Annotated in this window: 23 protein-coding genes; 9 read left to right on the top strand and 14 right to left on the bottom strand. The window is 70.7% G+C overall.

From position 1 onward, the window contains the following. Positions 1 to 78: 78 nt before the first annotated feature. Genes Nocox_RS24765 through Nocox_RS24745 form a run of 5 tightly spaced genes read right to left on the bottom strand, consistent with a single transcriptional unit; the run spans position 79 to position 7,048 of the window. Positions 79 to 2,706 carry a sugar-binding protein gene (locus Nocox_RS24765; protein ID WP_033408110.1) on the bottom strand — a complete coding sequence of 876 codons (2,628 nt, stop codon included), beginning with the start codon at positions 2,704 to 2,706 and terminating at the stop codon, positions 79 to 81. 16 nt (positions 2,707 to 2,722) lie between these two features. Beyond that, positions 2,723 to 3,523, bottom strand: a complete 801-nt coding sequence (locus tag Nocox_RS24760; protein WP_020541138.1) for a carbohydrate ABC transporter permease — start codon at positions 3,521 to 3,523, stop codon at positions 2,723 to 2,725. After that, positions 3,520 to 4,416: a carbohydrate ABC transporter permease gene (locus Nocox_RS24755; RefSeq protein ID WP_020541139.1), complete on the bottom strand. Its 897-nt coding sequence runs from the start codon at positions 4,414 to 4,416 to the stop codon at positions 3,520 to 3,522. The genes Nocox_RS24760 and Nocox_RS24755 overlap by 4 nt, the downstream gene beginning before the upstream one ends. After that, entirely contained in the window at positions 4,416 to 5,789 is a 1,374-nt protein-coding gene (locus Nocox_RS24750) for an extracellular solute-binding protein (RefSeq protein WP_020541140.1), read from the bottom strand. Before Nocox_RS24750 ends, Nocox_RS24755 begins: the two co-directional genes overlap by 1 nt. 2 nt (positions 5,790 to 5,791) lie before the next feature. Next, the gene (locus Nocox_RS24745) at positions 5,792 to 7,048 is read right to left on the bottom strand and encodes a PfkB family carbohydrate kinase (RefSeq protein WP_020541141.1); all 1,257 of its coding nucleotides are present in this window, start codon (positions 7,046 to 7,048) and stop codon (positions 5,792 to 5,794) included. A gap of 153 nt (positions 7,049 to 7,201) precedes the next feature. Here Nocox_RS24745 and Nocox_RS24740 point away from each other — a divergent pair, with 153 nt between their 5' ends. From Nocox_RS24740 to Nocox_RS24730, 3 genes are all read left to right on the top strand, one after another. After that, the gene (locus Nocox_RS24740; RefSeq protein ID WP_020541142.1) at positions 7,202 to 7,960 is read left to right on the top strand and encodes a DeoR/GlpR family DNA-binding transcription regulator; all 759 of its coding nucleotides are present in this window, start codon (positions 7,202 to 7,204) and stop codon (positions 7,958 to 7,960) included. A gap of 16 nt (positions 7,961 to 7,976) precedes the next feature. Further along, positions 7,977 to 9,323, top strand: a complete 1,347-nt coding sequence (locus Nocox_RS24735; RefSeq protein ID WP_020541143.1) for a 6-phospho-beta-glucosidase — start codon at positions 7,977 to 7,979, stop codon at positions 9,321 to 9,323. A gap of 63 nt (positions 9,324 to 9,386) precedes the next feature. Next, positions 9,387 to 9,758, top strand: a complete 372-nt coding sequence (locus Nocox_RS24730; RefSeq protein ID WP_157382819.1) for a hypothetical protein — start codon at positions 9,387 to 9,389, stop codon at positions 9,756 to 9,758. Here the strand turns inward: Nocox_RS24730 and aceA are convergent. After that, on the bottom strand, positions 9,721 to 11,004 hold the full coding sequence (gene aceA / locus Nocox_RS24725; protein WP_020541145.1) for an isocitrate lyase: 1,284 nt from the start codon (positions 11,002 to 11,004) through the stop codon (positions 9,721 to 9,723). The genes Nocox_RS24730 and aceA overlap by 38 nt on opposite strands. A gap of 248 nt (positions 11,005 to 11,252) precedes the next feature. Between aceA and Nocox_RS24720 the strand changes: the two genes are divergently transcribed. From Nocox_RS24720 to Nocox_RS24710, 3 genes are all read left to right on the top strand, one after another. After that, entirely contained in the window at positions 11,253 to 12,725 is a 1,473-nt protein-coding gene (locus tag Nocox_RS24720; RefSeq protein ID WP_051112447.1) for a helix-turn-helix transcriptional regulator, read from the top strand. A 48-nt stretch (positions 12,726 to 12,773) separates the two neighbouring features. Beyond that, positions 12,774 to 13,721 carry a glucosyl-3-phosphoglycerate synthase gene (locus Nocox_RS24715; RefSeq protein ID WP_020541147.1) on the top strand — a complete coding sequence of 316 codons (948 nt, stop codon included), beginning with the start codon at positions 12,774 to 12,776 and terminating at the stop codon, positions 13,719 to 13,721. A gap of 61 nt (positions 13,722 to 13,782) precedes the next feature. Then, positions 13,783 to 14,991 (top strand): acyl-CoA dehydrogenase family protein, encoded by a 1,209-nt coding sequence (locus Nocox_RS24710; RefSeq protein ID WP_020541148.1) that lies wholly within the window; start codon positions 13,783 to 13,785, stop codon positions 14,989 to 14,991. 422 nt (positions 14,992 to 15,413) lie between these two features. On the opposite strand, the gene Nocox_RS24705 is transcribed toward Nocox_RS24710, so the two are convergent. The 7 genes from Nocox_RS24705 to Nocox_RS24670 all read right to left on the bottom strand — a co-directional run bounded on the left by Nocox_RS24705 (position 15,414) and on the right by Nocox_RS24670 (position 19,647). Beyond that, complete coding sequence (locus Nocox_RS24705) at positions 15,414 to 15,983, bottom strand: hypothetical protein (RefSeq protein ID WP_157382820.1); 570 nt, start codon at positions 15,981 to 15,983, stop codon at positions 15,414 to 15,416. A gap of 508 nt (positions 15,984 to 16,491) precedes the next feature. Continuing rightward, positions 16,492 to 16,962 (bottom strand): SRPBCC family protein, encoded by a 471-nt coding sequence (locus Nocox_RS24695; protein ID WP_026213917.1) that lies wholly within the window; start codon positions 16,960 to 16,962, stop codon positions 16,492 to 16,494. After that, a complete protein-coding gene (locus tag Nocox_RS24690) occupies positions 16,959 to 17,552 on the bottom strand; it encodes a TIGR03086 family metal-binding protein (RefSeq protein ID WP_026213918.1) in 594 nt (197 codons plus the stop codon). Before Nocox_RS24690 ends, Nocox_RS24695 begins: the two co-directional genes overlap by 4 nt. After that, complete coding sequence (locus tag Nocox_RS24685; RefSeq protein WP_020541153.1) at positions 17,545 to 17,874, bottom strand: ArsR/SmtB family transcription factor; 330 nt, start codon at positions 17,872 to 17,874, stop codon at positions 17,545 to 17,547. Before Nocox_RS24685 ends, Nocox_RS24690 begins: the two co-directional genes overlap by 8 nt. A 100-nt stretch (positions 17,875 to 17,974) precedes the next feature. Beyond that, positions 17,975 to 18,976: an IS701 family transposase gene (locus tag Nocox_RS24680; RefSeq protein WP_020541154.1), complete on the bottom strand. Its 1,002-nt coding sequence runs from the start codon at positions 18,974 to 18,976 to the stop codon at positions 17,975 to 17,977. A 116-nt stretch (positions 18,977 to 19,092) separates the two neighbouring features. Further along, positions 19,093 to 19,356 (bottom strand): hypothetical protein, encoded by a 264-nt coding sequence (locus Nocox_RS24675; RefSeq protein WP_157382821.1) that lies wholly within the window; start codon positions 19,354 to 19,356, stop codon positions 19,093 to 19,095. 12 nt (positions 19,357 to 19,368) lie between these two features. Next, the gene (locus tag Nocox_RS24670; protein ID WP_157382822.1) at positions 19,369 to 19,647 is read right to left on the bottom strand and encodes a hypothetical protein; all 279 of its coding nucleotides are present in this window, start codon (positions 19,645 to 19,647) and stop codon (positions 19,369 to 19,371) included. Between the two features lie 177 nt (positions 19,648 to 19,824). Between Nocox_RS24670 and Nocox_RS24665 the strand changes: the two genes are divergently transcribed. Beyond that, positions 19,825 to 20,028, top strand: coding sequence for a hypothetical protein (locus tag Nocox_RS24665; protein ID WP_157382823.1), 204 nt, complete (start codon positions 19,825 to 19,827; stop codon positions 20,026 to 20,028). Between the two features lie 33 nt (positions 20,029 to 20,061). Here the strand turns inward: Nocox_RS24665 and Nocox_RS43750 are convergent, their stop codons facing one another. Continuing rightward, on the bottom strand, positions 20,062 to 20,196 hold the full coding sequence (locus Nocox_RS43750) for a hypothetical protein (RefSeq protein ID WP_281426308.1): 135 nt from the start codon (positions 20,194 to 20,196) through the stop codon (positions 20,062 to 20,064). Between the two features lie 430 nt (positions 20,197 to 20,626). On the opposite strand from Nocox_RS43750, the gene Nocox_RS24660 reads away from it, so the two are divergent. Together Nocox_RS24660 and Nocox_RS24655 are read left to right on the top strand one after the other, a co-directional pair. After that, complete coding sequence (locus Nocox_RS24660; protein WP_020541159.1) at positions 20,627 to 20,971, top strand: hypothetical protein; 345 nt, start codon at positions 20,627 to 20,629, stop codon at positions 20,969 to 20,971. Between the two features lie 231 nt (positions 20,972 to 21,202). Then, complete coding sequence (locus Nocox_RS24655) at positions 21,203 to 21,652, top strand: hypothetical protein (RefSeq protein WP_157382824.1); 450 nt, start codon at positions 21,203 to 21,205, stop codon at positions 21,650 to 21,652. Positions 21,653 to 21,717 lie beyond the last annotated feature (65 nt).

Below are 21,717 nucleotides of genomic sequence, written 5' to 3'. Positions count from 1 at the left end.
GGCCGGACGGGGGCACGGGTGCCGGCCGGACCAACTGGCGGGCGGCCGGCACCCGCGTGCCCCTCGGCACGGCGGCGGTCAGCGTACGCGGGTCCGGGAGGCCGAGGCGCCGCCGCGGGAGGGCTCCCATCCGGCGACCACGGCCGGGCCGGCGGCGAGGGCCCGGGTCAGCGGGATCTGCACCGTCGTCGTGCCCCGGCGCGGGACGGCGGTGACCGCCGAGCCCGCCGTGCCCTGGGCGTCCCGGACGAACAGGTGGGCCTTGCCCGGCCCCGCCGCACGGAACGTCACCGTGACCGCCTCCCCGGCCCGGACCGCCGTGACCACCTGCCCGGCGTCGGCCGCCGCGGGGCCGCCGGCCGGCGGCACGTCCACCCGGACCGCCTGCTCCAGCGACTGCGGCGAGTCCAGGCTGGACAGCGCCGTGTCCGGGATGACCGGTTCGGCCGCCGGCCGCTCCGCGCTCCGGTAGCCGGTCAGCGAGGCCACGCCCCACCGGTACGGGTCGCCCTGCACACCGCCCCACGTCGACCAGCCGATCCGGGTCTGCCCGGTCTTGTCCTGGGTGTCGGAGTCGTACACCAGGATGTTGAGCCCGAGGTGCTCCGGATCGACGGAGCCGGGCAGCAGCTCCAGCGGGATCGCCGCCTCCACCGTGTACTCGCCGGGGGAGACCGTGGACGCGATCCGCATCCCGGTGGCCGGGCCCTGCCGGTTGTCGGCGTCGCGCAGCGCGCACGGCGGCCCCTCGGCGGTCACCGGCAGCACCGCCGCCTTGAACGTCGTGGACGTGTTCTCCGACGCGCCGCGCGGGTCGAGCGCGATCTCGACGGCGTCGGTACGCCAGTGCCGCTTGCAGTCGGCGGCGGCCAGCCGCGTGCCGAGCACGTCGTCCTTGACCCGGACCGCCACGTACAGCGTGTCCTCGTGCCAGGCCAGCCTGGCCGTGGCCGAGCAGTCGGCCGCCGACGAGCACGCCGTGCCCTCCCACAGCCGGGAGACGTCGAGCGCGGGCCCCGGATAGCCGGAGTCGTCCCCGTCCACGTCCGGCGCCGCCTCCGCCCGCGGGATCGTGGCCGCCGGCACCAGCTCCAGCGCGGGCCGGCCGGTGACCACGCCGTCCACGGTGACGGTGTAGGCGTGGTCGCCGCCCTCGTTGGACGTCTTCATCGAGGCGTCGGTGTTCGTGACGGTGAACGGCACCGTCGCCGACGCGCCCGGCGCCAGCTCGGGGTAGGCCGCCTCGTCCCGGTCGGCGGCGAAGCCCGCGGGCACGTCCACGCGCACGGTGCCGGAGCGCGGCGCGTCGCCGACGTTCGTGACCACGACGCCGACCTGCCGCGAGCCGCCGGACGGCAGCGTCAGCACCGGCGTGACCAGGCCGCGCAGCTGCGGCACGCCGACCTCGGCGGTCCACTTCTCGAACTGGGCGACCTGGGGGAGGAGCTGCTGCTGCCCCCGTACGGCGGGGCTCGCCTCGACCTGCCGGTCGGTCCAGCCGCGGCCCCGCTCGGTGGTCAGCACCGCGCCGATCCGCGCCCGGCCCGCCGCCCCCGTCGCCGGCGTGACGGTGAACCGCGCCGACGCCGGCCGCCCGGCCGTGATCCTGCCGAGGTCGCCGGAGCCGGCGACGGTCCAGCCCTCGGGGACGCGCAGCGCGGCCGACGAGCGGCCCAGCGGGTCGCGGGCCGTCACCGAGACCTCGACCGTGAACGGCGTCCCCGGCCGCACGTCGAACGCGCCGGTCCGCAGCGAGAGCCGGGTGCCGAGCGGCACGGACCCCGCGGGCGCGGTCAGCACGCCGTCCAGGATCGCCGTGGGCGCCGCCGCGGCCGGGGTGCCCGGCTCGGGGAACGGCACCCGCGCGTCCACCTGGGTGAAGAAGTCGCAGCCGAGCTGCGCCGGGTCGGCGGGCACGTCGGGGAAGACGGCCCAGCCCTGGGAGGCGTAGACGCGCTGGGCGTCCCGCTCGATCGCCGCCCACGTCCGGCCCGCCCGCGACGGGCGCCCGCTCCACACGCCGTAGACGTTCTGCGCGGGGTTCGCCGGGCGGAAGGTCGCCCCGCAGGACGGCCCTGCTTGGGACGTGCCGCGCCCGCCGCCGGTCAGCAGCCGCGCCGGCGCGAACGGCTTCAGCCCCTCCCGCGTGATCTGCTCGGGGAACGCCTTCGGGTCGGCCGCCGCGTAGAACGCCTCGATCGCCAGCCGGGCCGCCTCCTGGTGGTTGCCGTGGTTGCCGGGCGTCGGGGCCGGGTCCATCGTCAGCAGGATCTCCGGCCGGGTCTGCCGGACGACCCTCACGACCTTCTCCAGCGTGTCGCCGCCCCACACCTGGTCGGTGAGCGGGGCGCTCACCGTGTAGTAGAAGTCGACGTCGTCGAGGTTGAACACCTCGCGCACGTCGGCCCGGCCGACGGCCGCGCGTTCCTCGGCCTCGCGCAGCAGCCCCAGCGCGGGCCCCTCCTCGGGGCCGACGGCGTTGCCGCCGCCCTCGCCCCGCGTGACGGTGACCACGCCCGCGCGGACGCGGTGGTCCTCGTTCCACTGGCCGAGGGTGGACAGGCTGAACGCCTCGTCGTCAGGATGCGCGCCGACGAACAGCGCGTCGAGGTCCACGGACGCGGCCGGGCCGGCCGCCGCCTCGGCGGGCGGGACGGCGGTGGCTCCCGGGACGAGCATCAGCAGGGCGGACAGGAACAATCGCATGGCGCCTCCGGAGGATCTACTCGCGGACCGCCCCCTGGAGCAGCCCGCGGACGAAGTGTCGCTGGAGGAACAGGTAGAAGATCACGACCGGGGTGGCGACGATCACCGACCCGGCCGCGAGCAGGGTGAAGCCCGAGGTGTGCTGGCCCTGGAAGAACGCCAGGCCGAGCGGCGCCGTGCGCAGCGACTCGCTGGTCACCATGATCAGCGGGATGAGGAACTCGTTCCACGTCCACATGAAGACCAGCACCGTCAGCGTCACCACCGCCGGCCGCGCCGGCGGCACCAGCACCTGCCACAGGATCCGCCACGTCGAGGCCCCGTCGATGCGCGCCGCCTCCACGATCGCCCGGTTCGAGGCACGGAAGTAGGCCCGCATCCAGAACGTCCCGAACGCCACCGACAGCGCCACCTGCGGCAGCGCCACCGACCAGAACGTGTCGATCAGGCCCAGCGAGCGCAGGTCGAAGTAGAGCGGCACCGCGACGGCCTCGCTCGGCATCATGATCCCGAGCATGAACAGGTAGAACAGCGCCGACTGCCCGCGAAAGCGCATCGTGCCGAACGCGTACCCGCTCATGACCGACAGCACGACGCTGACCACCACGACGAACGCCGACACCGCGAGGCTGGTCCGCAGGTACGTGCCGAACCGCCCTGCCTCCCAGGCCGCCGCGAAGTTCGCCGGCCCCGCCGTCCCGCCGCTGTCGGACGGGCCCAGCGCCGCCCCCAGGATCGTCACGATCGGGAGCAGCGCGAACACCGCGAACACCGACAGGATGACGTAGTTGGCCACCCGCTCGCCGCGCGAGATCACGTGAGCCCCCTGTCGGCGAACCGGTTGATCCCGAACGAGATCACGAAGATGAGCAGGGCCAGCGTGACCCCGACGGCCGCCGCCGAGCCCACCTGGCCGAGCCCGAAGGCCCGGTGGTACACCTCGTACGACGGCACCGTCGTGGACGTGCCAGGACCGCCCCGCGTCGTCACGTACACCAGGTCGAACGTGCGCAGCGCGGCGATGACCGTGAGCGTCAGCGCGACCGCGATCTCCCCGCGCACCGAAGGCAGCGTCACGGCGAAGAACTCCCGGACCGCGCCGGCCCCGTCCAGGCGGGCGGCCTCGTACAGGTCGGGCGGCACCCGGCTCATCCCGGCCAGCAGCAGCACGGTCACCAGCCCCGTCTCGACCCACGTGCCCACCACCCCGACCGCGGGCAGCGCGAAGGCGTAGTCGCCGAGCCAGCCGCGCGTCAGCGACTCCAGCCCGAGCGCGCCGAGCAGCGCGTTGAGCGTGCCGTCGGGCGCGTACACCCGCCGCCAGGCCACCGCCACCACGACCATTGCCACCACCTGCGGCAGGAACACCACCGTGCGGAAGAAGCCGAGCCCGCGCACCTTGGCGTGGTTGAGCACCGCCGCCAGCGCCAGGCCGACGGCCAGCGGGATCAACGCGTAGAACACGACGAGCACCAGCGCGTGCCCGAAGGCGTCGCGCAGCCCCTCGTCGGCGATGATGGCGGCGTAGTTGTCCAGGCCCGCCCACCTGCCCACGGACAGCCCGTCCCAGTCGTAGAGGGAGAACTGCACCGCCCGCCCGATCGGGAACAGCAGGAACGCCGCGTAGACCACGAGCGCCGGCAGCAGGTAGAGGTAGGCGACGCGCCGCGGCTCGCCCGGAGGCCGCCCCGCCGCCCTCCCCCGCGCCATCAGTTGCTCTCGGTGAAGGTCTTGTAGTCCTTCTCCAGCGTGGCCAGGAACTCCTGCGGGGTCACCTTCTTCGCGAGCAGGTCCTGCAGCGCCGCGCCGAGCGTGTCGGCGAAGGTCGGGGTGGCGTAGTCCAGGTACGGCACCAGCCCGTCCTTCCCGGTGACGGTGCCGAACGCGGTGAAGACGTCCTGCTGCGGCCCCGCCTGCACGCTCTGCTGCCCGGTCTCGGCGACCGGCAGGTTGCCGGTCGAGGTGAGCACCTTCATGGCGTCCGCGCTGGTGATGAAGTCGACGTACGCGGCCGCCGCGTCCGGATGGGGGCTCTTGGCGGTGATGGCGAACGGCAGCCCGGTGCCCCCGGTCGCGACCGGCGCCGCGCCGGCGGAGACGCCCGGCGGCAGCATGAAGCCGAGGTCGTCGCCGAGCGCCTTCTCCAGGTCGGCGAGCAGCCAGGTGCCCGCGATGAGGAAGACCCCCTCGCCCTTGCCGAACGCCTGCCAGGCGGGGTCGTAGCCCTGGCCGTTGAAGCCCTTGCCGAAGTAGCCCTTGTCGACCCAGCCGACGAGCTGCTCGGCGGCGGCGGTGTTCTCGGGCGTGGTCCAGGACGCGCCCTTGCGGCCGAAGGCGAGCGCGGAGATCTGGTCCGCGGGCACGTGGCGGCCCTGGACGGTGCCGAAGACGTGGATGGCGGGCCACTTGTCGAGGTTGCCGAGCTGCAGGGGCACCTCGCCGGCGGTCTTGGCGGTGCCGAGCGCGGTCTCGAAGTCGGCCCACGTCGCGGGCGGCCGCAGCCCGAGCTTGCCGAGCTTGGCCTTGTTGTAGAAGACGCCGACGACCTCGCCGACCTGGGGGAGGCCGTACAGGTTGCCCTCGCCGAAGAGCTTGCCGTCGGCGCTGTAGCGGGAGTAGCGCAGGACGGACTCCGGGTAGCGCCGCTTCCAGCCGTAGGCGTCGGCGTAGGCGTCGAGCGGGAGGAGCTGGCCGGCCTTGACGAACGCGCCCATGGAGGAGCGGCCGTTGTTGGCCTCGACGACGTCAGGAGGCTCGTTGCCGCTGAGGGCGAGGCGGAGCGTGGTGTTGAGGTCGTCGAAGGAGCGGGAGACCCGGTTGAGCTTGATGTTGGGATATTTGGCCTGGAAGGCGTCGTTGAGCTGCTTCATCTGGGCCGCCTGCCCGCCGCGGACCTCCTGGTCCCAGACGGTGAGCGTGACGTCGCCGAGGGCGGCGGCGTCGGTGCGCACGGCGGACGGGGCCTGGCTCGGCGGGGCGGGCGGCGCGGAGGAGCCGGGGGCGCACGCGGTCAGGGCGAGGGCGGCGGCGGCGAGCAGCGCGATCGCCGGGGTGCGGCCCGACCGTCGCGTCGAGGGCGTCATGGTTACTCCTTCTGCGCGGGCACGCGGGGGGTGCCGGGGTCCCCGTCGTCGTGCGCGGGGACTTCGTTCCGCGGATCCGCTTTCCTGGATCCGGCCTCCGTCACCGGGGTGGCCTCGCCGCCCGGCTGGGGCTGGGGGACGACGCCGACGTCGGCGTAGCGGGCGATGGTGGCGGCGGCGCGGCGTACCGCGCCGACCGGGTCGGTGGGCACCAGCCGGTCCAGGAAGCCGTAGCGGCGGGCGAGCGAGCTGCCGTAGGCGCCGCCGTGGCGGGCCCTGGCGCGCACCTCGTGCCACCAATCGGCGATGTCGCCCCAGCCGGGCGCGGCGAGCGAGCCGCCGAACTGCTGCACGGCGAGGGCCGCGCACACCTGTGCGAAGGCGACGCGGTCGGTGAGCGGCCAGCCGCACAGCGTGCCGAGCACGAAGCCCGCGCCGAACACGTCGCCGGCGCCCGTGGGGTCGAGCGCGTTGACCCGCGGCGCGGGCACGAACGCCTCCTCGCCGGTGGTGGAGTCGATGGCCATCGCGCCGTTGGCGCCGTCGGTCACCACGGCGACCGGCACGAGGTCGGCGATGGCGTAGAGCGCGTCGCGCGGGGTGTCGGTGCGGGTGTAGGCCATGGCCTCGACGGCGTTCGGCATGAAGGCGTGGCAGATCGACAGCTGCTCCAGCACCCCGGAGGACCAGGACCCCGACGGGTCCCAGCCGACGTCGGCGAAGATCAGCGCGCCGTCGTGGTGCGCCAGCTCGGCCCAGTTGCACGCGCTGCCGGGGGTGCCGAGCGGCTCGTCGGCGGCCAGGGTGACGATCACGGCCTTGGAACGGGGCGGCATGCCGATCATCTCGGAGGCCGGCATGGGGGAGGGGTGGCCGTGGGTCACCATGCTGCGGTCGCGGTCGACGGCCATGGAGACGGTGACCGGCGAGTGCCAGTGCTCGAAGCGGCGCGACCGCGACAGGTCGACCGACTCCTGCTGCTCCAGGGTGCGCCAGCAGAAGTCGCCGTAGTCGTCGTCGCCGAAGGCCGCGGCCAGGGAGGTGCGCAGGCCGAGCCGGCTGGTGGCGATGGCGAGGTTGGCGATGCCGCCGGGGCACGAGCCCATGCCGTCCGCCCAGATCTCGGTGCCGGCGGCGGGCATGGCGGGCAGGCCGGTGAAGATGATGTCCAGGAAGACCGTGCCCGCCAGGAACACGTCGAACTGCGGGCTGCCGGGAGCGCGCTCGCCGGCGAGAGGGTCGTACGCCTGGACAGTCACGGGAATGAGGCCTCCTCGACACGCCGCGATGTGCGCAATCTTGCACGTTTGCGCGCACAGTTCAAGCCCTTCGCGCGAACGGCGGAACGAATCGCGTACTGGTTGCTTCCTGAGTGCTTACTGTTGGGCGGAAATGACTGATACAGTGACGCCGTGCTTCAGCGCCTCCGGCATGCCGAGATCATGCGCCGCGTCCGGCTCTCAGGCGCCACCAGCGTCAGCGATCTCGCCAGCCAGCTCGGCGTGAGCCCGTCCACCATCCGCAGGGACCTCGAGGTGCTCGACCGCGACGGCACGCTGCGCCGCGTCCGCGGCGGCGCCCTGGCCTGCGTGGACGCAGACGCCGACCATCCCTTCGCCGAGGTGGCCGAGGTCGACGGGCAGGACAAGGAGGCCGTGGCGGCCCGCGCCGCCGAACTGGTCCGCGACGGCGACGTGGTGCTGCTCGACATCGGCACCACCACCGCGTGCCTGGCCCGGCGGCTGCGCGGGCGGCGCGTCACGGTCGTCACCTCCAGCCTCGCCGTGCTCGACGCGCTCCGCTGCGACCCCGAGGTCGAGCTGCTGCTGCTCGGCGGCATGGTCCGGCGTTCCTACCACTCCCTCGTCGGGGTGCTCACCGAGGCGGCGCTGAAGCAGGTGGTGGCCGACCGGGTCTTCCTGGGCGCCAGCGGCGTGCGCCCCGACGGGCAGCTCGTGGACACCACGCTCGCCGAGGTGCCGCTCAAGCGGGCGATGATCGCCGCGGCCGGGCAGGTGCTGCTGCTGGTCGACCGGCACAAGTTCCCCGGCACGGGCGCGCTGCGCGTGTGCGGGCCCGAGGACGTCGACGTGGTCGTCACGAACACCGGGGCCGATCCGGCCACGCTGCGCAGCCTGACGGCCGCGGGCGCTGAGGTGCTGCTCGCGTGAGGATGAGGGAGTTCGGATGAGACTGGCCGTTCTCGGGGGCGGAGGCTTCCGCGTGCCGCTCGTGTACGGGGCGCTGCTGCGCGACCGGGCCAAGCCGCGGGTGGAGGAGGTCGTGCTCCACGACGTCTCCGCCGACCGGCTGGCGGTCATCGGCCACGTGCTGCGCCGGCTCGCCGAAGGTCACGCCGACCCGCCCGCGGTGCGCGTCACCACCTCGCTCGACGAGGCCCTGCGCGGAGCCGACTTCGTCTTCTCCGCCATGCGGGTGGGCGGCCTGGCCGGGCGCGCCGCGGACGAGCGGGTCGCGCTGGAGCTGGGGCTGCTCGGCCAGGAGACCACCGGTCCCGGCGGCGTCGCCTACGGCCTGCGCACCGTGCCGGTCGCCGTACGGGTGGCCGAGCGGGTCGCCGAGCTCGCGCCGCGCGCCTGGGTCATCAACTTCACCAACCCGGCAGGCATGATCACCGAGGCGATGCGGCGGGTCCTCGGCGACCGGGTGATCGGCATCTGCGACTCGCCGATCGGCCTCATCCGCCGGGCCGCCGCCGCGCTCGGGCTCGACCCGGCCCGCGTCCAGCCCGACTACGTGGGGCTCAACCACCTGGGCTGGCTGCGCGGGCTCGGCCACGACGGCCACGACGTGCTGCCCGCCCTGCTCGCCGACGAGCCGGCGCTGCGCCAGGTGGAGGAGGCCCGGTTGTTCGGGCCCGGCTGGGTGCGCACGCTCGGCGCGCTGCCGAACGAATACCTCTATTACTACTACTTCACCCGCGAGGCGATCGCCGCCGGCCGGGGCCGCACCCGCGGGGAGAGCCTGCTCGACCGGCAGGACGCCTTCTACGCCGCCGTCCAGGCCGATCCCGGGCAGGCGCTGGCCGAGTGGCGGCGGGCGCGCAGGGAGCGCGACGAGTCGTACATGGCCGACGTCCGCGACACGGCCGAGGCGGGCGAGCGCGACGCGGCCGACCTGGAGGCGGGCGGCTACGAGGGCATCGCGCTCGCGCTGATGGCCGCCCTGTCGCGCGGCGAACCGTCCACGATGATCCTCAACGTGCGCAACGGCTCGGCCGTGCCCGGCCTGCCCGCCGAGGCGGTCGTGGAGATCCCGTGCGCGGTGGGCGGCGCCGGGGTGCGCCCGCTGGCCACCCGCCCGCTGCCGGGCCGGTTCCTCGGGCTGTTGCAGCAGGTGAAGGCGGTCGAGCAGACCGCCATCGAGGCCGCGCTGACCGGGTCGGCCGACCTGGCCGTGGAGGCGTTCGCCCTGCATCCGCTGGTTGACTCGGTCTCCACGGCCCGCGCCCTGCTCGACGGCTACCGCGCCCGCATCCCCGAGCTGGCGCGGGCCGTGCCCGGGGCGGTCTGACCCCACGAGGGGCCGCGGTTCTGTCGGTCCCGGCAGTGGCGGGAGGCCGGGGTCGTCGCGATCGTGGCGGCCGGCGGCGGCGTGGTCTGGTTCGCGGCCGAGCATCCGGTCTGGGCGGCGGCCGTCGCGGGCCTGCTCGCCGTGCTGTTCGCCGGCGCGCTGATCCTGCGGCGCCGCGCGATCGAGGCGGGGCGGCGGCGGTTCCTGGCCGCCAACGCCGAGCTGGAGAAGGTGGATCTGATGTCGGGCCGGGAGTTCGAGCACCTGGTCGCCGCGCCCCGCGCGGCGGGCATGAGAAGCATGGGCGGGCCGCGCCGGTGCTGGGGGGACCGGCGCGGCCCGCGTCGCCGGGGAACCGTCCCATGCCCTGGAGGTGGCCGGCGAGATCAGGGGTGCCCTAGTGGCCGAACTGCTCCTCCTCGGTCGAGCCCTTGAGCGCGGTGGTCGAGGAGTCGGGCGCCACGGCGGTGCTGACCAGGTCGAAGTAGCCGGTGCCGACCTCGCGCTGGTGCCGGGTGGCGGTGTAGCCGCGCCGCTCGGCGGCGAACTCGCGCTCCTGGAGCTCGACGTAGGCCGTCATGCCGTCGTTGGCGTAGCCCTGGGCGAGGTCGAACATCGAGTAGTTCAGCGAGTGGAAGCCGGCCAGGGTGATGAACTGGAACTTGTACCCCATGTGGCCCAGCTCGCGCTGGAACTTCGCGATGGTCGAGTCGTCGAGGTGCTTCTTCCAGTTGAACGACGGCGAGCAGTTGTAGGCGAGCATCTGGTCGGGATACTCGGCCTTGATCGCCTCGGCGAACTCGCGGGCCACGTCCAGGTCGGGCGTGCCGGTCTCCATCCACAGCAGGTCGGAGTAGGGCGCGTAGGCCAGGCCGCGCGCGATGCACGCCTGGATGCCGTTGCGGACCCGGTAGAAGCCCTCCGCGGTGCGCTCGCCGGTGGTGAACTCCTGGTCGCGCGGGTCCACGTCGCTGGTCAGGAGCGTCGCGGCCTGTGCGTCGGTCCGCGCGATGACCAGGGAGGGGACGCCGCAGACGTCGGCGGCGAGGCGGGCGGCGTTGAGCGTCTTGATGTGCTGCCCGGTCGGGATCAGCACCTTGCCGCCCAGGTGGCCGCACTTCTTCTCGGAGGCGAGCTGGTCCTCCCAGTGCACGCCCGCGGCGCCGGCCGCGATCATGCCCTTCATCAGCTCGAAGGCGTTGAGCACGCCGCCGAAGCCGGCCTCGGCGTCGGCCACGATGGGCGCGAGCCAGTGCGGGCCCTCGACGCCCTCGGACCAGGTGATCTGGTCGGCGCGCAGCAGCGCGTTGTTGATCCGGCGGACGACGGCCGGCACGGAGTTGGCCGGGTACAGGCTCTGGTCCGGGTACGTCTGCGCGCCCAGGTTCGCGTCCGCCGCGACCTGCCAGCCGGACAGGTAGATCGCCTTCAGGCCCGCCTTCACCTGCTGCACGGCCTGGTTGCCGGTCAGCGCGCCGAGCGAATGGACGTAGTCCTCGGTGTGCAGGAGCCGCCACAGCCGCTCGGCGCCGAGCCGGGCCAGCGTGTGCTCCTCCTGGACGCTGCCGCGCAGCCGGATCACGTCCTCGGCGCTGTAGGTGCGCTCGATGCCCTCCCAGCGAGGGTCGTTGTCCCATTCGTCCTGCAGCTGCTGAGCAGCTCCCTTGAGGCGATCGATCATGGTCACTCCTTTTTCGTCCCCTGGGTGCCTGTGCCGAGTCTGTGCCCGGGAGGACCCCGGCCAACAGGCGCAGCCGATCAGAAGAATCGCGAAAATTTCCTTTCTGGCCACTACTGACGGGTATTCGGTAGGAAAGAATTCGCTAGTTTTACCGTTGGCCTAGACCAATCCCCCGAGTGTGTCGAAGGTCTCGCCCGGCGTGCCCGATGGGCTAGAAGATGGGCAGATTTTCTGTCTAAGATGCGTCCATGGCCTCGTTGCTGGGCGAAGAACCGCTGTCTTTGACGCAGGAGCTCGATCTGATCGCGTTTGGCCAGCGCCTGCGCCACCTGCGTAAACAGCGCGGCCTGACACTGTCGGACCTCGGTTCCCGGGTCAACCGGGCACCCAGTCAGCTCTCCCTCCTGGAGAACGGCAAACGTGAGCCGAAGCTGTCCTTGCTCAAGTCGCTGGCCTCGGCGCTCGGCGTGCCCGTCGAGGAGCTGCTGCGCCGCCAGCCGCCCAACCGCCGCGCCCAGCTCGAGATCGCACTGGAGGAGGCCCAGCGCGACCCCCTCTACGCCGGGCTCGGCCTGCCCCGGCTGAAAGTCTCCGCCCGCGTGCCCAACGACGTCCTGGAGCACCTGCTCGGCCTGTACGGCGAGCTGCGCGCCCGCCAGGCCCGCGGCACCGCCACCCCGGAGGAGGCCCGGGTGGCCAACGCGGAGCTGCGCCGCCGCCAGCGCGAGGTCGGCAACTACTTCCCCGAGATCGAGCAGGCCGCGGCCGAGGCCCTGGACGCGGTCGGCTACCGCAGCGGCGCGCTGTCGCAGAGCACGATCCAGAGCCTGGTCACGCATTTCGGCTACACCGTGCACACCGCCCAGGACCTGCCGCGGTCGGTGCGTTCCATCACCGACATGCGCAACCGCCGCATCTACGTCAAGCACGAGCAGCTCGGTATGCACACCCCGCGCACGATCCTGCTCCAGACGCTCGGCCACCTCGCCCTCGGCCACGACAAGCCCCGCGACTTCGCCGACTTCCTGCGCCAGCGCACCGAGGCCAACTACTTCGCCGCCGCCGTGCTGGTGCCCGAGCGGGCCGCCGCGCTCTACCTCCAGGAGGCCAAGTCGGACCGGGCGCTGTCGGTCGAGGACCTGCGGGACGTCTTCGCGGTGTCGTACGAGATGGCCGCCCACCGTTTCACCAACCTCGCCACCCATCACCTGGGCCTGGTCTGCCACTTCGTGCGCAACGACGCCGGCGGCATCATCTACAAGGCGTACGAGAACGACGGCATCGTCTTCCCCGCCGACGAGCAGGGCGCGATCGAGGGGCAGCGGATGTGCCTGCAGTGGTCGGGGCGGCAGGTGTTCCTGTCGCCGGACCGCTTCTCGGTCTACTACCAGTACTCCGACTCGCCGACCGGCACGTACTTCTGCGTCGCGCACGTGGACCCCTCGCGGGAGCGGGACTTCGCGATCACGCTGGGGGTGCCGTACAAGGAGTCGCGGTGGTTCCGGGGGCGGGAGACCACCCATCGCACCAAGTCCGACTGCCCGAACGGCGAGTGCTGCCGGCGTCCGCCCGCCGAGCTGGCCGAGCGCTGGGAGGGTTACGCCTGGCCGTCGGCCCGCGCCAACTCGCACGTGCTCGCCGCGCTGCCGCCGGGCTCGTTCCCCGGCGTGGACGAGGCGGATGTGTACACCTTCCTGGAACGCCACGCAAATGGTACATAACCGGAGATAACGGGTATCGGGGGGTGTGGGGGAGGAGGTGGTCGGAGGATGCTGCCCGAGGTGCGCGGATGGCTGCGGCGCCGTACGTCGTCGGCCGCCGACTGGCCGGTCCGGGACCTGCTGGCCGCCAAAGGCGCGACGACCGTCAGCGTGGTGCTCCCGGCCCGCGACGAGCGCGAGACCGTCGGCGAGATCGTCGGGATCTTGCGCCGCGAGCTGGACGGCCTCCTGGACGAGGTCGTCGTCATCGACTCGCGCTCCCAGGACGACACCGCCCGCGTCGCCGCGCGGGCGGGCGCCCGCGTGCACGCCCAGGACGAGATCCTGCCCCACCTGCGGCCGCTCGACGGCAAGGGCGAGGCGCTGTGGAAGTCGCTCGCGGTCACCCGGGGCGACGTCGTCGTCTTCGCGGACGCCGACATCCGGCACTTCCGGGCCTCGCTCGTCGGCGGCGTGCTCGGCCCGCTGCTCGCCGATCCGACCCTCGCCTACGTCAAGGGCTGCTACGACCGCCCGCTCGACGGCGTGCCGAACGGCGGCGGCCGGGTCACCGAACTGGTCGCCCGCCCGCTCATCAACCTGCACTGGCCCGAACTGGCCGGGTTCGTCCAGCCGCTCGCGGGCGAGTACGCGGGCCGCCGCTCCGTACTGGAACGGGTGCCCTTCCTGACCGGCTACGGCGTCGAGCTGGGCCTGCTCATCGACGTGCTCGACCTGGCGGGGCTGGACGCCTTCGCCCAGGTGGACCTGGGCTCGCGCGAGCACCGGCCGCAGTCGACCGAGGCCCTGGGGGCGATGTCCGGCCAGATCATGCTGGCCGCCTGGTCACGGCTGCGGCGCCAGGGCAAGATCCAGACCTGGCACGAGCCGTCCTGCCTGCTGGCCCAGTTCCGGCGGGGACTCACCGGCCTCGACGTCACGTGCCGCGACGTCACCATCGCCGAGCGCCCGCCCATGCTCACCCTCCCGGATCGCCTTCCTGCCCGGGCCTACTGACCGGTAAGGTGTTACCACTGGTAACCCCGGCGGCGGGGATCGGAAGGGGAGTGTGCGGCCCATGAGCGGGTTCTGCCCGGAGCTCAGCGACGACGTCAAGCAGGTGCGCGACTGGGTGCACGAGTTCGCCCGCGACGTGATCCGCCCCGCGGCCGCCGAGTGGGACGAACGCGAGGAAACCCCCTGGCCGGTCATCCAGGAGGCCGCCAAGGCCGGCCTGTACTCCCTCGACTTCTTCGCCACCCAGTGGTTCGAGGAGAGCGGGCTCGGCCTGCCGGTCGCGTTCGAGGAGATCTTCTGGGGCGACGCCGGCATCGGCCTGTCCATCGTCGGCACCGGCCTGGCCGCCGCCGCCCTGTCCGCCAACGGCACCCCCGAGCAGATGGGGGAGTGGCTGCCGCAGATGTTCGGCACCGAGAACGACGTCAAGCTCGGCGCCTTCTGCGCCTCCGAGCCCGACGCCGGCTCCGACGTCGGCGCCATCCGCACCCGCGCCGTCCGCGACGGCGGCGACTGGATCCTGAACGGCGTCAAGACCTGGGCCACGAACGGCGGCATCGCGAACGTCCACGTCGTCGTCGCCTCGGTCGACCCCGACCTCGGCACCCGCGGCCAGGCGTCCTTCGTCATCCCGCCCGGCACGCCCGGCCTGTCCATGGGGCAGAAGTTCCGCAAGCACGGCATCCGCGCCTCGCACACCGCCGAGGTCGTCCTCGACGAGGTCCGCGTACCCGGCTCCTGCCTGCTCGGCGGCGCGGAGAAGCTGGAGGCCCGGCTGGCCCGCGTCCGCAACGGCGAGCGCGCCGGCGAACAGGCCGCGATGCGCACCTTCGAGACCACCCGCCCGACCGTGGCCGCCATGGCCGTCGGCATCGCCCGCGCCGCCTTCGAGTACGCCCGCGACTACGCCCGCGAACGCGAGCAGTTCGGCCGCCGCATCGCCGAGAACCAGGCCATCGCCTTCCTCCTCGCCGACATGGCCACCCGCGTCGACGTCGCCCGCCTCATGACCTGGCGCGCCGCCTGGATGGCCCGCAACGGCCGGCGCTTCGAACAGGCGGAGGGCTCGATGTCCAAGCTCGTGGCGAGCGAGACGGCGGTGTGGGTGACCGAGCAGGCGATCCAGATCCTGGGCGGCGCCGGGTACACCCGCGAACACCCGGTGGAGCGCTTCCACCGCGACGCCAAGATCTACACCATCTTCGAGGGGACGTCGGAGATCCAGCGGTTGATCATCGGCCGCGCCGTCACCGGCCTCCCGGTCCGGTGAAGACTTCCCAGTTCAGCAGGGTTACGCGACGCGGACAGGATGGCCGCAGCATGCCACCTTGCCCGATGCCTCACCGATCAGCATGACCTCCGTTCCGCCTGAATTCTGTCTCACTGGCTTCCGGTTCCCGGAGCTGTCGATCGATGGCTTCGCGAACTCGGTTGTGCGACGAAGGCAGCATGTGCGCATCGACACGGAGAGCAAGCGAGAGTGACACTGGCGAAGTAGTGGCGAAGCTGGTGCGTACCCTCCTGGCGGTTGGTGAGGTACTTACGCCGACCTCGTTCGTCCCTGACCGGCTCAGGAAAGCATGTGTGCCGCGTGTGGGACGCACGTGCCGGAGCGGGAGGCGTCGGGGCGGGTGGAGGAGGAGGTGCCTCGCTGATGGCGAGTCCGCCTTCATCTACGGGCGCGCGCGATAATCAACAAGGCAAGGAGAAGTCATGTGCAGGGCATGATCCCGCGTCGGGTCGCCTTGACGGAGCCTGGGTAGGTAGGGACGGCGACGTCGTCAGGCCATGTGTCCAGCCTCGCCACGCTTCGAAATCGGAGATGAGCCGGTGTTTCGTCGTTGTCGTCAGGGTGGGCCAGGGCATCGTCCAGGCTTGTCCTGTGACGTACAACATTGGGGCGTTGGCGACGGCCAGCTCCTGGCTACCGCCCCGCTCGTCCAGTTTGGTGGCTGATTCCCGGACAACGATTTCGCCTTCACTGCACGGTTGCACGACGAATTCCCATAGCTCGGTGGGCCGTTCGTTCGGTCTATGCAGGATGTACACATAGGCCCGCCGTGAGTTGGCGTTGCGCACGTTCCAGGCGTCGGCATCACGAATGGTCCCGAAGGGCTCGGCGACTATCTGGACATGGTTGGGAAATGCGTCTTTTGCGAGGTCGTCCGCTTCGGCCTTGGCCTGTGCCTCCTTCCGCTGGTCCTCTGCACGCTGCGCCAGCGCGTCAGCGCGTTGCTGCCGGCTGAGTGAAAGTGCGTTCATGGAAATGACAAGCTGCTCGGCTGCGCCGGGAGGCGGTGACGATTCGGCAGTGGGCGCGCCGGTACGGCGTGCGGGTGCTGGGGAAGTCGGGCCGTGAGGTCGTGTACGACTTCGCTGATCTGGCGACGATCGAGGGCTGTATCTGGCGGGGGGCTTCGACGCCTGAGGGCCGGGATGCGTCGCGGGCTCGGTTGGCGGCGGCTGCATAGGAGTGATCAGACATGGGTGGCTGTGATGGTACGGAAGTATCAGCGGGCGGCGCGTGCGGGGGCGCTGTCGATCTCGACGGGCCGATCGTACGGGTTCGTCCATCGGCTGCGAGGCGGGGTCGCCGCTGCGGCCGCGGGGCGGCAGCCAGAACGGCCCGCGTCCTAGTGCGGCAGCCGTAGATCGTGATCTTGGGTGTGGCGGCGTGACATGGGACAGCCACCACGTGATCATGTCGGGCTTGTGTCGAGTCCGAATGACCTGGTGGCGGGCTGGTCGCCGACCTGCATCAGCATGTACGTCATTGGGATAGCACTGCATCTAGTCGGTCGAAGCCCTCGGCCACACCGCGGGCCATGGGGGAGGAGACAACGAGATCGCGGGTGTACTGCGAATCGAACAGCACTGTGGTGGTCAGCGTCGTCCTGTCGTCCTGTTCGGTGAAGTCGTGGCTGACCAGCGACTCGCCCGGGTACCAATGGTCGTCGAAGGACTCCGTGTAAGCGAGGCGGGCGGGCGGATCGATCTCCCGGTAGACCCCGCCGGAGGCCATCGAGGCGCCGTCTGGCCCATCCCAGACGAAGCGCCACGCGCCGCCGACACGGAGATCGATCTTGGCCACGACCAGGTTCCAGCCGTGCGCGCCGTACCACTTGACCAGCAGCGAGGGCTTGGTCCAGGCGTCGAAGACGAGATGGCGAGGGGCGCTGAAGACCCGCAGCATCACCACAGTCCGGTCGGAAGGCGTCAGGACGGTGACCCCAGCCGTCATGCGGACCACCGCGGATCGCGGCCGATGAAGCCGAGCAGCCGGTCCTGCGGCGGGGCGTCCTCCTCGATCCGCACTTCCGGGCCGAACACCTCCACGCCTGGACCGAACGCACCGGGCGTGCGGTACTTCTCCAGCAGGTCCACCGGCAGCGCGGTGATGGCCGACCAGTGGTATTCCACATCGGCGGGGTCCATCGTGTCGTCCTGACCGGTGGCTCGGGCGAGGTCCCATCCGTGCAGCGGAAGATCGGCGCTTGGGACCTTGTCGATGTGCTCCTCGGCCGTCATCCTGCCGGTGGGCGTTTCACACTCAAGGCTTGCCAGCGAAGGGTCGTCCAGGATCGCCTCGACGTCGGCCCGCGCGGAACGGAACGCGGCGACCGGATCCTCGTCCACGGACGGCGCGGCGCTGAGCGTGCGGTCAAGCTGGCGCAGTATCACGCCGTGCATGTCGATGATGTGCTGCACCACATCCCGGGCAGTCCACTTCTCGCATGGGGATGGGTTGTTCCATTGATCGGGGCGTATGGCCGCGACCTTGCGATCAAAGGCGTCTGCGCGCCGCCGGTAGCGGTCGGCGATCTCACCCATCGTTGGCGTCTTCATCTTTGAGTTTGTCCAGTAGTTCGTCGAGATTCTGGTACCGGTTCTCCCAGAACCGGCTATAGTCCTCCAGCCAGTCGGTGGCGGCCTTGAGCGGACCCGCCTGGAGCCGGCAGGGTCGCCGTTGCGCATCCCGGCTCCGGGAGACGAGCCCGGCGCGTTCGAGCACCCTGAGGTGCTTGGAGATCGCCGGCTGACTCATGTTGAACGGGCGGGCGAGCTCTGTCACGGTGGCCTCGCCAGACCTGAGCCGGGCGAGGATCGCCCGCCGCGTCGGATCTGCGAGGGCGGCGAAGGTGTCGTCGAGCACACTTATCCATAACCTTGAAGTTCAATAACCACTTGGTTTTATACTGCACTGGCGGTTCGGCGTCAATCAGCACTCGTGCGGCGGCCAAGGGTTGTGGCTTTTATGGTTCTGCCGTCGGCGTGCGTCGCTGGCAGTGACAGGTTCGGGCGCGGTGTTGGTGTTGTCGTCGCCAGGTTGACCAGCGGATTCGGTACCAGGTGTCGCGGATCGGCTGGGCGATGAGGTGGTTGAAGAGGTGGTGGATTTCGTTGCAGGTCAGCGCGATCAGCCCCGCGGGTGCTGGGTTGGCGGCGCGTTCAGTGACGGCGAGGACGGCGAGGACGGCCAGGAACGCGTAGGCGAACATGGACAGCACGGTCCAGCGCTGCCAGGAGACCCAGTCGTACCAGCGGGGTCCTTTGGAGCCGATCCCGGCGGACAGCCGCTGCCAGGCGCGGGCGGGCAGGCTGGAGGCGATCTGGTCGGCGCGTCGCTTCCCGGCGGCGGTCGGGATCTGATGGCTGCACGCCACGGCCGGCACATAGCCGGCGCCGCGCCCCTCCAGCGCGCCGCGCAAGCCCGGGTCGCCGCTGTAGACCTCGTCGCCGGCCACCCACCGGGACCCGACTGTGGCATCGAGCGCACGCAGGACCATCTGTTTGGCCAAGGCGGGCTTGGTCGCGAACTCCACATCGTCGGGCGCGCCCGCCTCGGCGCGACGCTCGAGATCGTCGGCCCAGGACTTCGGAAGGGACAGTTCCCGGTCGATCAGCGCGTGCCCGGTGTCGGTGGTGCAGGTCAGGTACACCGCGACCTGGCAGTTCTCGATCCGGCCCGCGGTACCTGAGTATTGGCGCCGCGTCCCGACCTTGTGGCTGCCCTTCTTGAGGTCGCCTGTCTCGTCAACCACGAGAATCGCCTCGTCGGTCCCGAGATGCTCCACGACATAGTCGCGCCGGTCATCACGCACGCCGTCGTGATCCCACACCGACTTGGCCAGCAGGTGTTGCAGCCCGTCCGGTGACGCGTCGCCGATATGCTCGGAGATCGTCCAGCAATTCTTGTCCGGCAGATCGGATATCAGGCCGAGGATCAGGTCACGTGCGCGGCGGCGCGGCTCCACCCGCGAGAACCGGCCACCGCAAGATCAACTAGGATCGACACAAATCCGGCATGATCCAGCGGTGGCCGCCCTATGTCGCGCCGCCACACCCAAGATCACGAAGTCCGGCTGTCGTACTAGCTGATCAAGTTTACGAGCACACCAATCGGGATGGACAACAGCAGACCAGCCGCGAAGAACATCCACTGCTGACGGCGTTCGCTCCGGATCGTGGCTTTTGTCTCGCCGACAATAATCTTGCGGATTTTCTCGGCCTGCTCCTGATTGATAGCCAGGAGACTCTCCTGTTCCTCGGCTTGGGTAAGCAGTGCTTCGCTGGCGGCCTGCTGTGCCTGGATGTCTCGCTCAAGCTCGTCCATTTCCTGGCCGGCTGCGGTCACCGCTCTCTGGACTCAGCCGATACGTTCGCGGAGCGCTGTGGCGGGGTCCTCTTCTGCGCGTCCGATGCGTCTATTGTCCGCAAGTGTACTGAGAAGCGCCAGTAGGGTGAATCCTGACCAGAGGAAGGCGTAGCCGCCGACCCATCCGATCCATGGCACGTGGGGGATACCCTCTGCGCCCATGGCTATGGCGGCGCTGTAGATGCCATAGAGGATCATGATTGCGGGGATAGCCATCACGGTGGATCCGAATAAGATCACGTGATACCGAAAGGGATCCCTGTCAGCCATAGCCCTATTTGATAGCAATAGGCGCTGCTTGTCTTTGTCTGAGACCAGAATGCGACGCGTGCGGGTGCCGTACCCGAGCGGCTTCCATGATCACCAAGAGGGGGGCATGATTCAGGTTATGTTCCGCTCTCGGGGGTTACGCTCGTAGTGATCACCTTTTCGCGAAAGAAGATCATCATGAGCGTGAGAAAGTTCCCGCTGACTCTGCGTGTCACCGTGACCGGAGCAACGCCGGACGAGATCAGAGAAGCGGCCGTGGCGCAGGCCCTTGCGTTCTTCGGGTCGAGCACCGAGCTGGACATCATCAGCGCCGAAGCCGAGCCGGAGGGGGAGCATCACAGCCGCTACCGCGCGGTCGTCGTGTTCCGGAAAGTCGCCTGATGGGCCACGCCAGCGATAAGACCGGGGACGTTGTCAGCCGGCCTCCCGCTCCCGTACGGCGCAGGCGACGATCGCGCTGGCCCTGGCTGGGTCCGGCGACCTGGTCGTCATCGACGAGTTCACACTGGTCGTGGACCGGCAGGTCGCGAAGGTCGCCAGCCACACCATCCGGAAGACCGTACGGCGCAGCGGCCCTTGCCCGGCGCGCGGGGCGTGAAGGTCAGCGTGCCGGGCAGGCGCGGGGACATCCCGGTCATCGGCCCGACCTGGATGCGACGACGACCGCCAGTTCGGCCTGACGTTCAAGGTGACGTCGGCCACCCCTTCGGGGGCGGACGGCGGCTACGAGCAGATGGAGCGCAATCTGGAGGCGTTGACGGCGCTCCTCGGTACGCGGCATCGGCTGATGAAGCTGCGCTACCGGGCGCGTTCGCTGGTCCGCGTCGCTGACGTGCGAATCACGGCCACGAGCGAACCCGACGTCAACACCGGTGCGGCGACCGCCCGGCTCACAGCTCTGTCGAGGTGCCGGGTGCGCTATGGCGGGACGAATCCGAGTCCGCCTATGCGGAGGGCGCCCAACTAGTTCGCCCAGGCGGTGACCACGTCGGCGGGCTCGACCGGCCCCGTCACCGACGCGCTACTGCGCTTCGCCGGGTTGGCCGTGCAGCCGTCCGTCGGGGACGTCGCCACGGGCGGTTGGGTGCTGCGCCTGGGTGGGCTGCCGGCGGGGGAGCGGCTGCTGATCGACTGCGGGCGCAGGCAGGCATCGGTCGTCACTACGGACACGTGGGACCTGGCCGCCGGTGATGACGTGACGGGGGAGATGGACGCGATCGGCCCTGGCTCGCAATTCCGGTGGCTCCGCCTGAGCCCGTCCGTCGCCTTCGTAGATCCGTTCTCCCGCGCCGTACTGATGTCCACGGCCGCGCGACGAGCGTAGACGCAAATTCGAAGGTGGAGATTCGGGCGAGGCGCGCTTTCCCGTGACCTGGCGATCTTGGACTCCTTGCCAGAGGGGAACTCGGCGGCGTTCCCCATCAGAACGCCCGGACAAAATTCGTTGAGTGGGCTTGTCACAGGCTGCCGCGGGCCGCACGCTATTGGAGTGACTTCATCTCCGGACGGGATATCTCCGTCTGGCGGTTCCTCGGCCACCCCGCCTCCAGATCCTTTGATCGAGAAGCCCGCAGCCGCCTCTCCGAATCGAAGCGGCGGCGCTCGCTGGTGGTGGGGCGGTATTGCCGCATGGCTTTTTATCGGCGTGCCGCTCATCCTCCAGATTGCAGCGTGGGTGACAGGCCGCTCAACGGAAGGGCCGGAGCTCAGCAAGTATTATGACCAGAATTTTTGGTGGGTATTCTTTGGTGTCCCCTTAGGGCTCGCGATCGTCGGAGCTCTTGGATGGGGCGCCGTCTCGGGGTTGTTTGCGCTGTCGGCCCGCCGAAGAGACCGGGTGAAGCGGCGTGAGTTGGTGTTGACGGAGCGGACCAAGGGGTTGCAGGCGATGGTCCGCGAGGCGCAAGAGGTCTCGCGCGAGCTTGAACTTTATCTCGAAGAGCGGCTGGCTGCACTCAAAGAACTCAGTGAGCCGTTGTCGGTAACGAACAGTTGCTGTGCGTGATCTCCTTGGACCCGGCAAGCCAACCTAGTGATCAGCAAGCGTAAAGCCCCTGGTAGAAGTGGTCT

The organism is Nonomuraea coxensis DSM 45129 (assembly GCF_019397265.1).
GTDB classification, from domain to species: Bacteria; Actinomycetota; Actinomycetes; order Streptosporangiales; family Streptosporangiaceae; genus Nonomuraea; species Nonomuraea coxensis.
This window is presented reverse-complemented; position numbering and strand designations above follow the sequence as displayed.

What these genes read in the sequence shown, in the direction of transcription:
- Nocox_RS24765 (WP_033408110.1), bottom strand. Translation starts at nt 2,706, where the DNA reads ATGCGATTGTTCCTGTCCGCCCTGCTGATGCTCGTCCCGGGAGCCACC.
- Nocox_RS24755 (WP_020541139.1), bottom strand. Translation starts at nt 4,416, where the DNA reads ATGGCGCGGGGGAGGGCGGCGGGGCGGCCTCCGGGCGAGCCGCGGCGC.
- Nocox_RS24750 (WP_020541140.1), bottom strand. Translation starts at nt 5,789, where the DNA reads ATGACGCCCTCGACGCGACGGTCGGGCCGCACCCCGGCGATCGCGCTG.
- Nocox_RS24735 (WP_020541143.1), top strand. Translation starts at nt 7,977, where the DNA reads ATGAGACTGGCCGTTCTCGGGGGCGGAGGCTTCCGCGTGCCGCTCGTG.
- aceA (WP_020541145.1), bottom strand. Translation starts at nt 11,004, where the DNA reads ATGATCGATCGCCTCAAGGGAGCTGCTCAGCAGCTGCAGGACGAATGG.
- Nocox_RS24720 (WP_051112447.1), top strand. Translation starts at nt 11,253, where the DNA reads ATGGCCTCGTTGCTGGGCGAAGAACCGCTGTCTTTGACGCAGGAGCTC.
- Nocox_RS24715 (WP_020541147.1), top strand. Translation starts at nt 12,774, where the DNA reads ATGCTGCCCGAGGTGCGCGGATGGCTGCGGCGCCGTACGTCGTCGGCC.
- Nocox_RS24710 (WP_020541148.1), top strand. Translation starts at nt 13,783, where the DNA reads ATGAGCGGGTTCTGCCCGGAGCTCAGCGACGACGTCAAGCAGGTGCGC.
- Nocox_RS24705 (WP_157382820.1), bottom strand. Translation starts at nt 15,983, where the DNA reads ATGAACGCACTTTCACTCAGCCGGCAGCAACGCGCTGACGCGCTGGCG.
- Nocox_RS24695 (WP_026213917.1), bottom strand. Translation starts at nt 16,962, where the DNA reads ATGACGGCTGGGGTCACCGTCCTGACGCCTTCCGACCGGACTGTGGTG.
- Nocox_RS24690 (WP_026213918.1), bottom strand. Translation starts at nt 17,552, where the DNA reads ATGGGTGAGATCGCCGACCGCTACCGGCGGCGCGCAGACGCCTTTGAT.
- Nocox_RS24670 (WP_157382822.1), bottom strand. Translation starts at nt 19,647, where the DNA reads ATGGCTGACAGGGATCCCTTTCGGTATCACGTGATCTTATTCGGATCC.
- Nocox_RS24665 (WP_157382823.1), top strand. Translation starts at nt 19,825, where the DNA reads ATGAGCGTGAGAAAGTTCCCGCTGACTCTGCGTGTCACCGTGACCGGA.
- Nocox_RS43750 (WP_281426308.1), bottom strand. Translation starts at nt 20,196, where the DNA reads ATGGTGTGGCTGGCGACCTTCGCGACCTGCCGGTCCACGACCAGTGTG.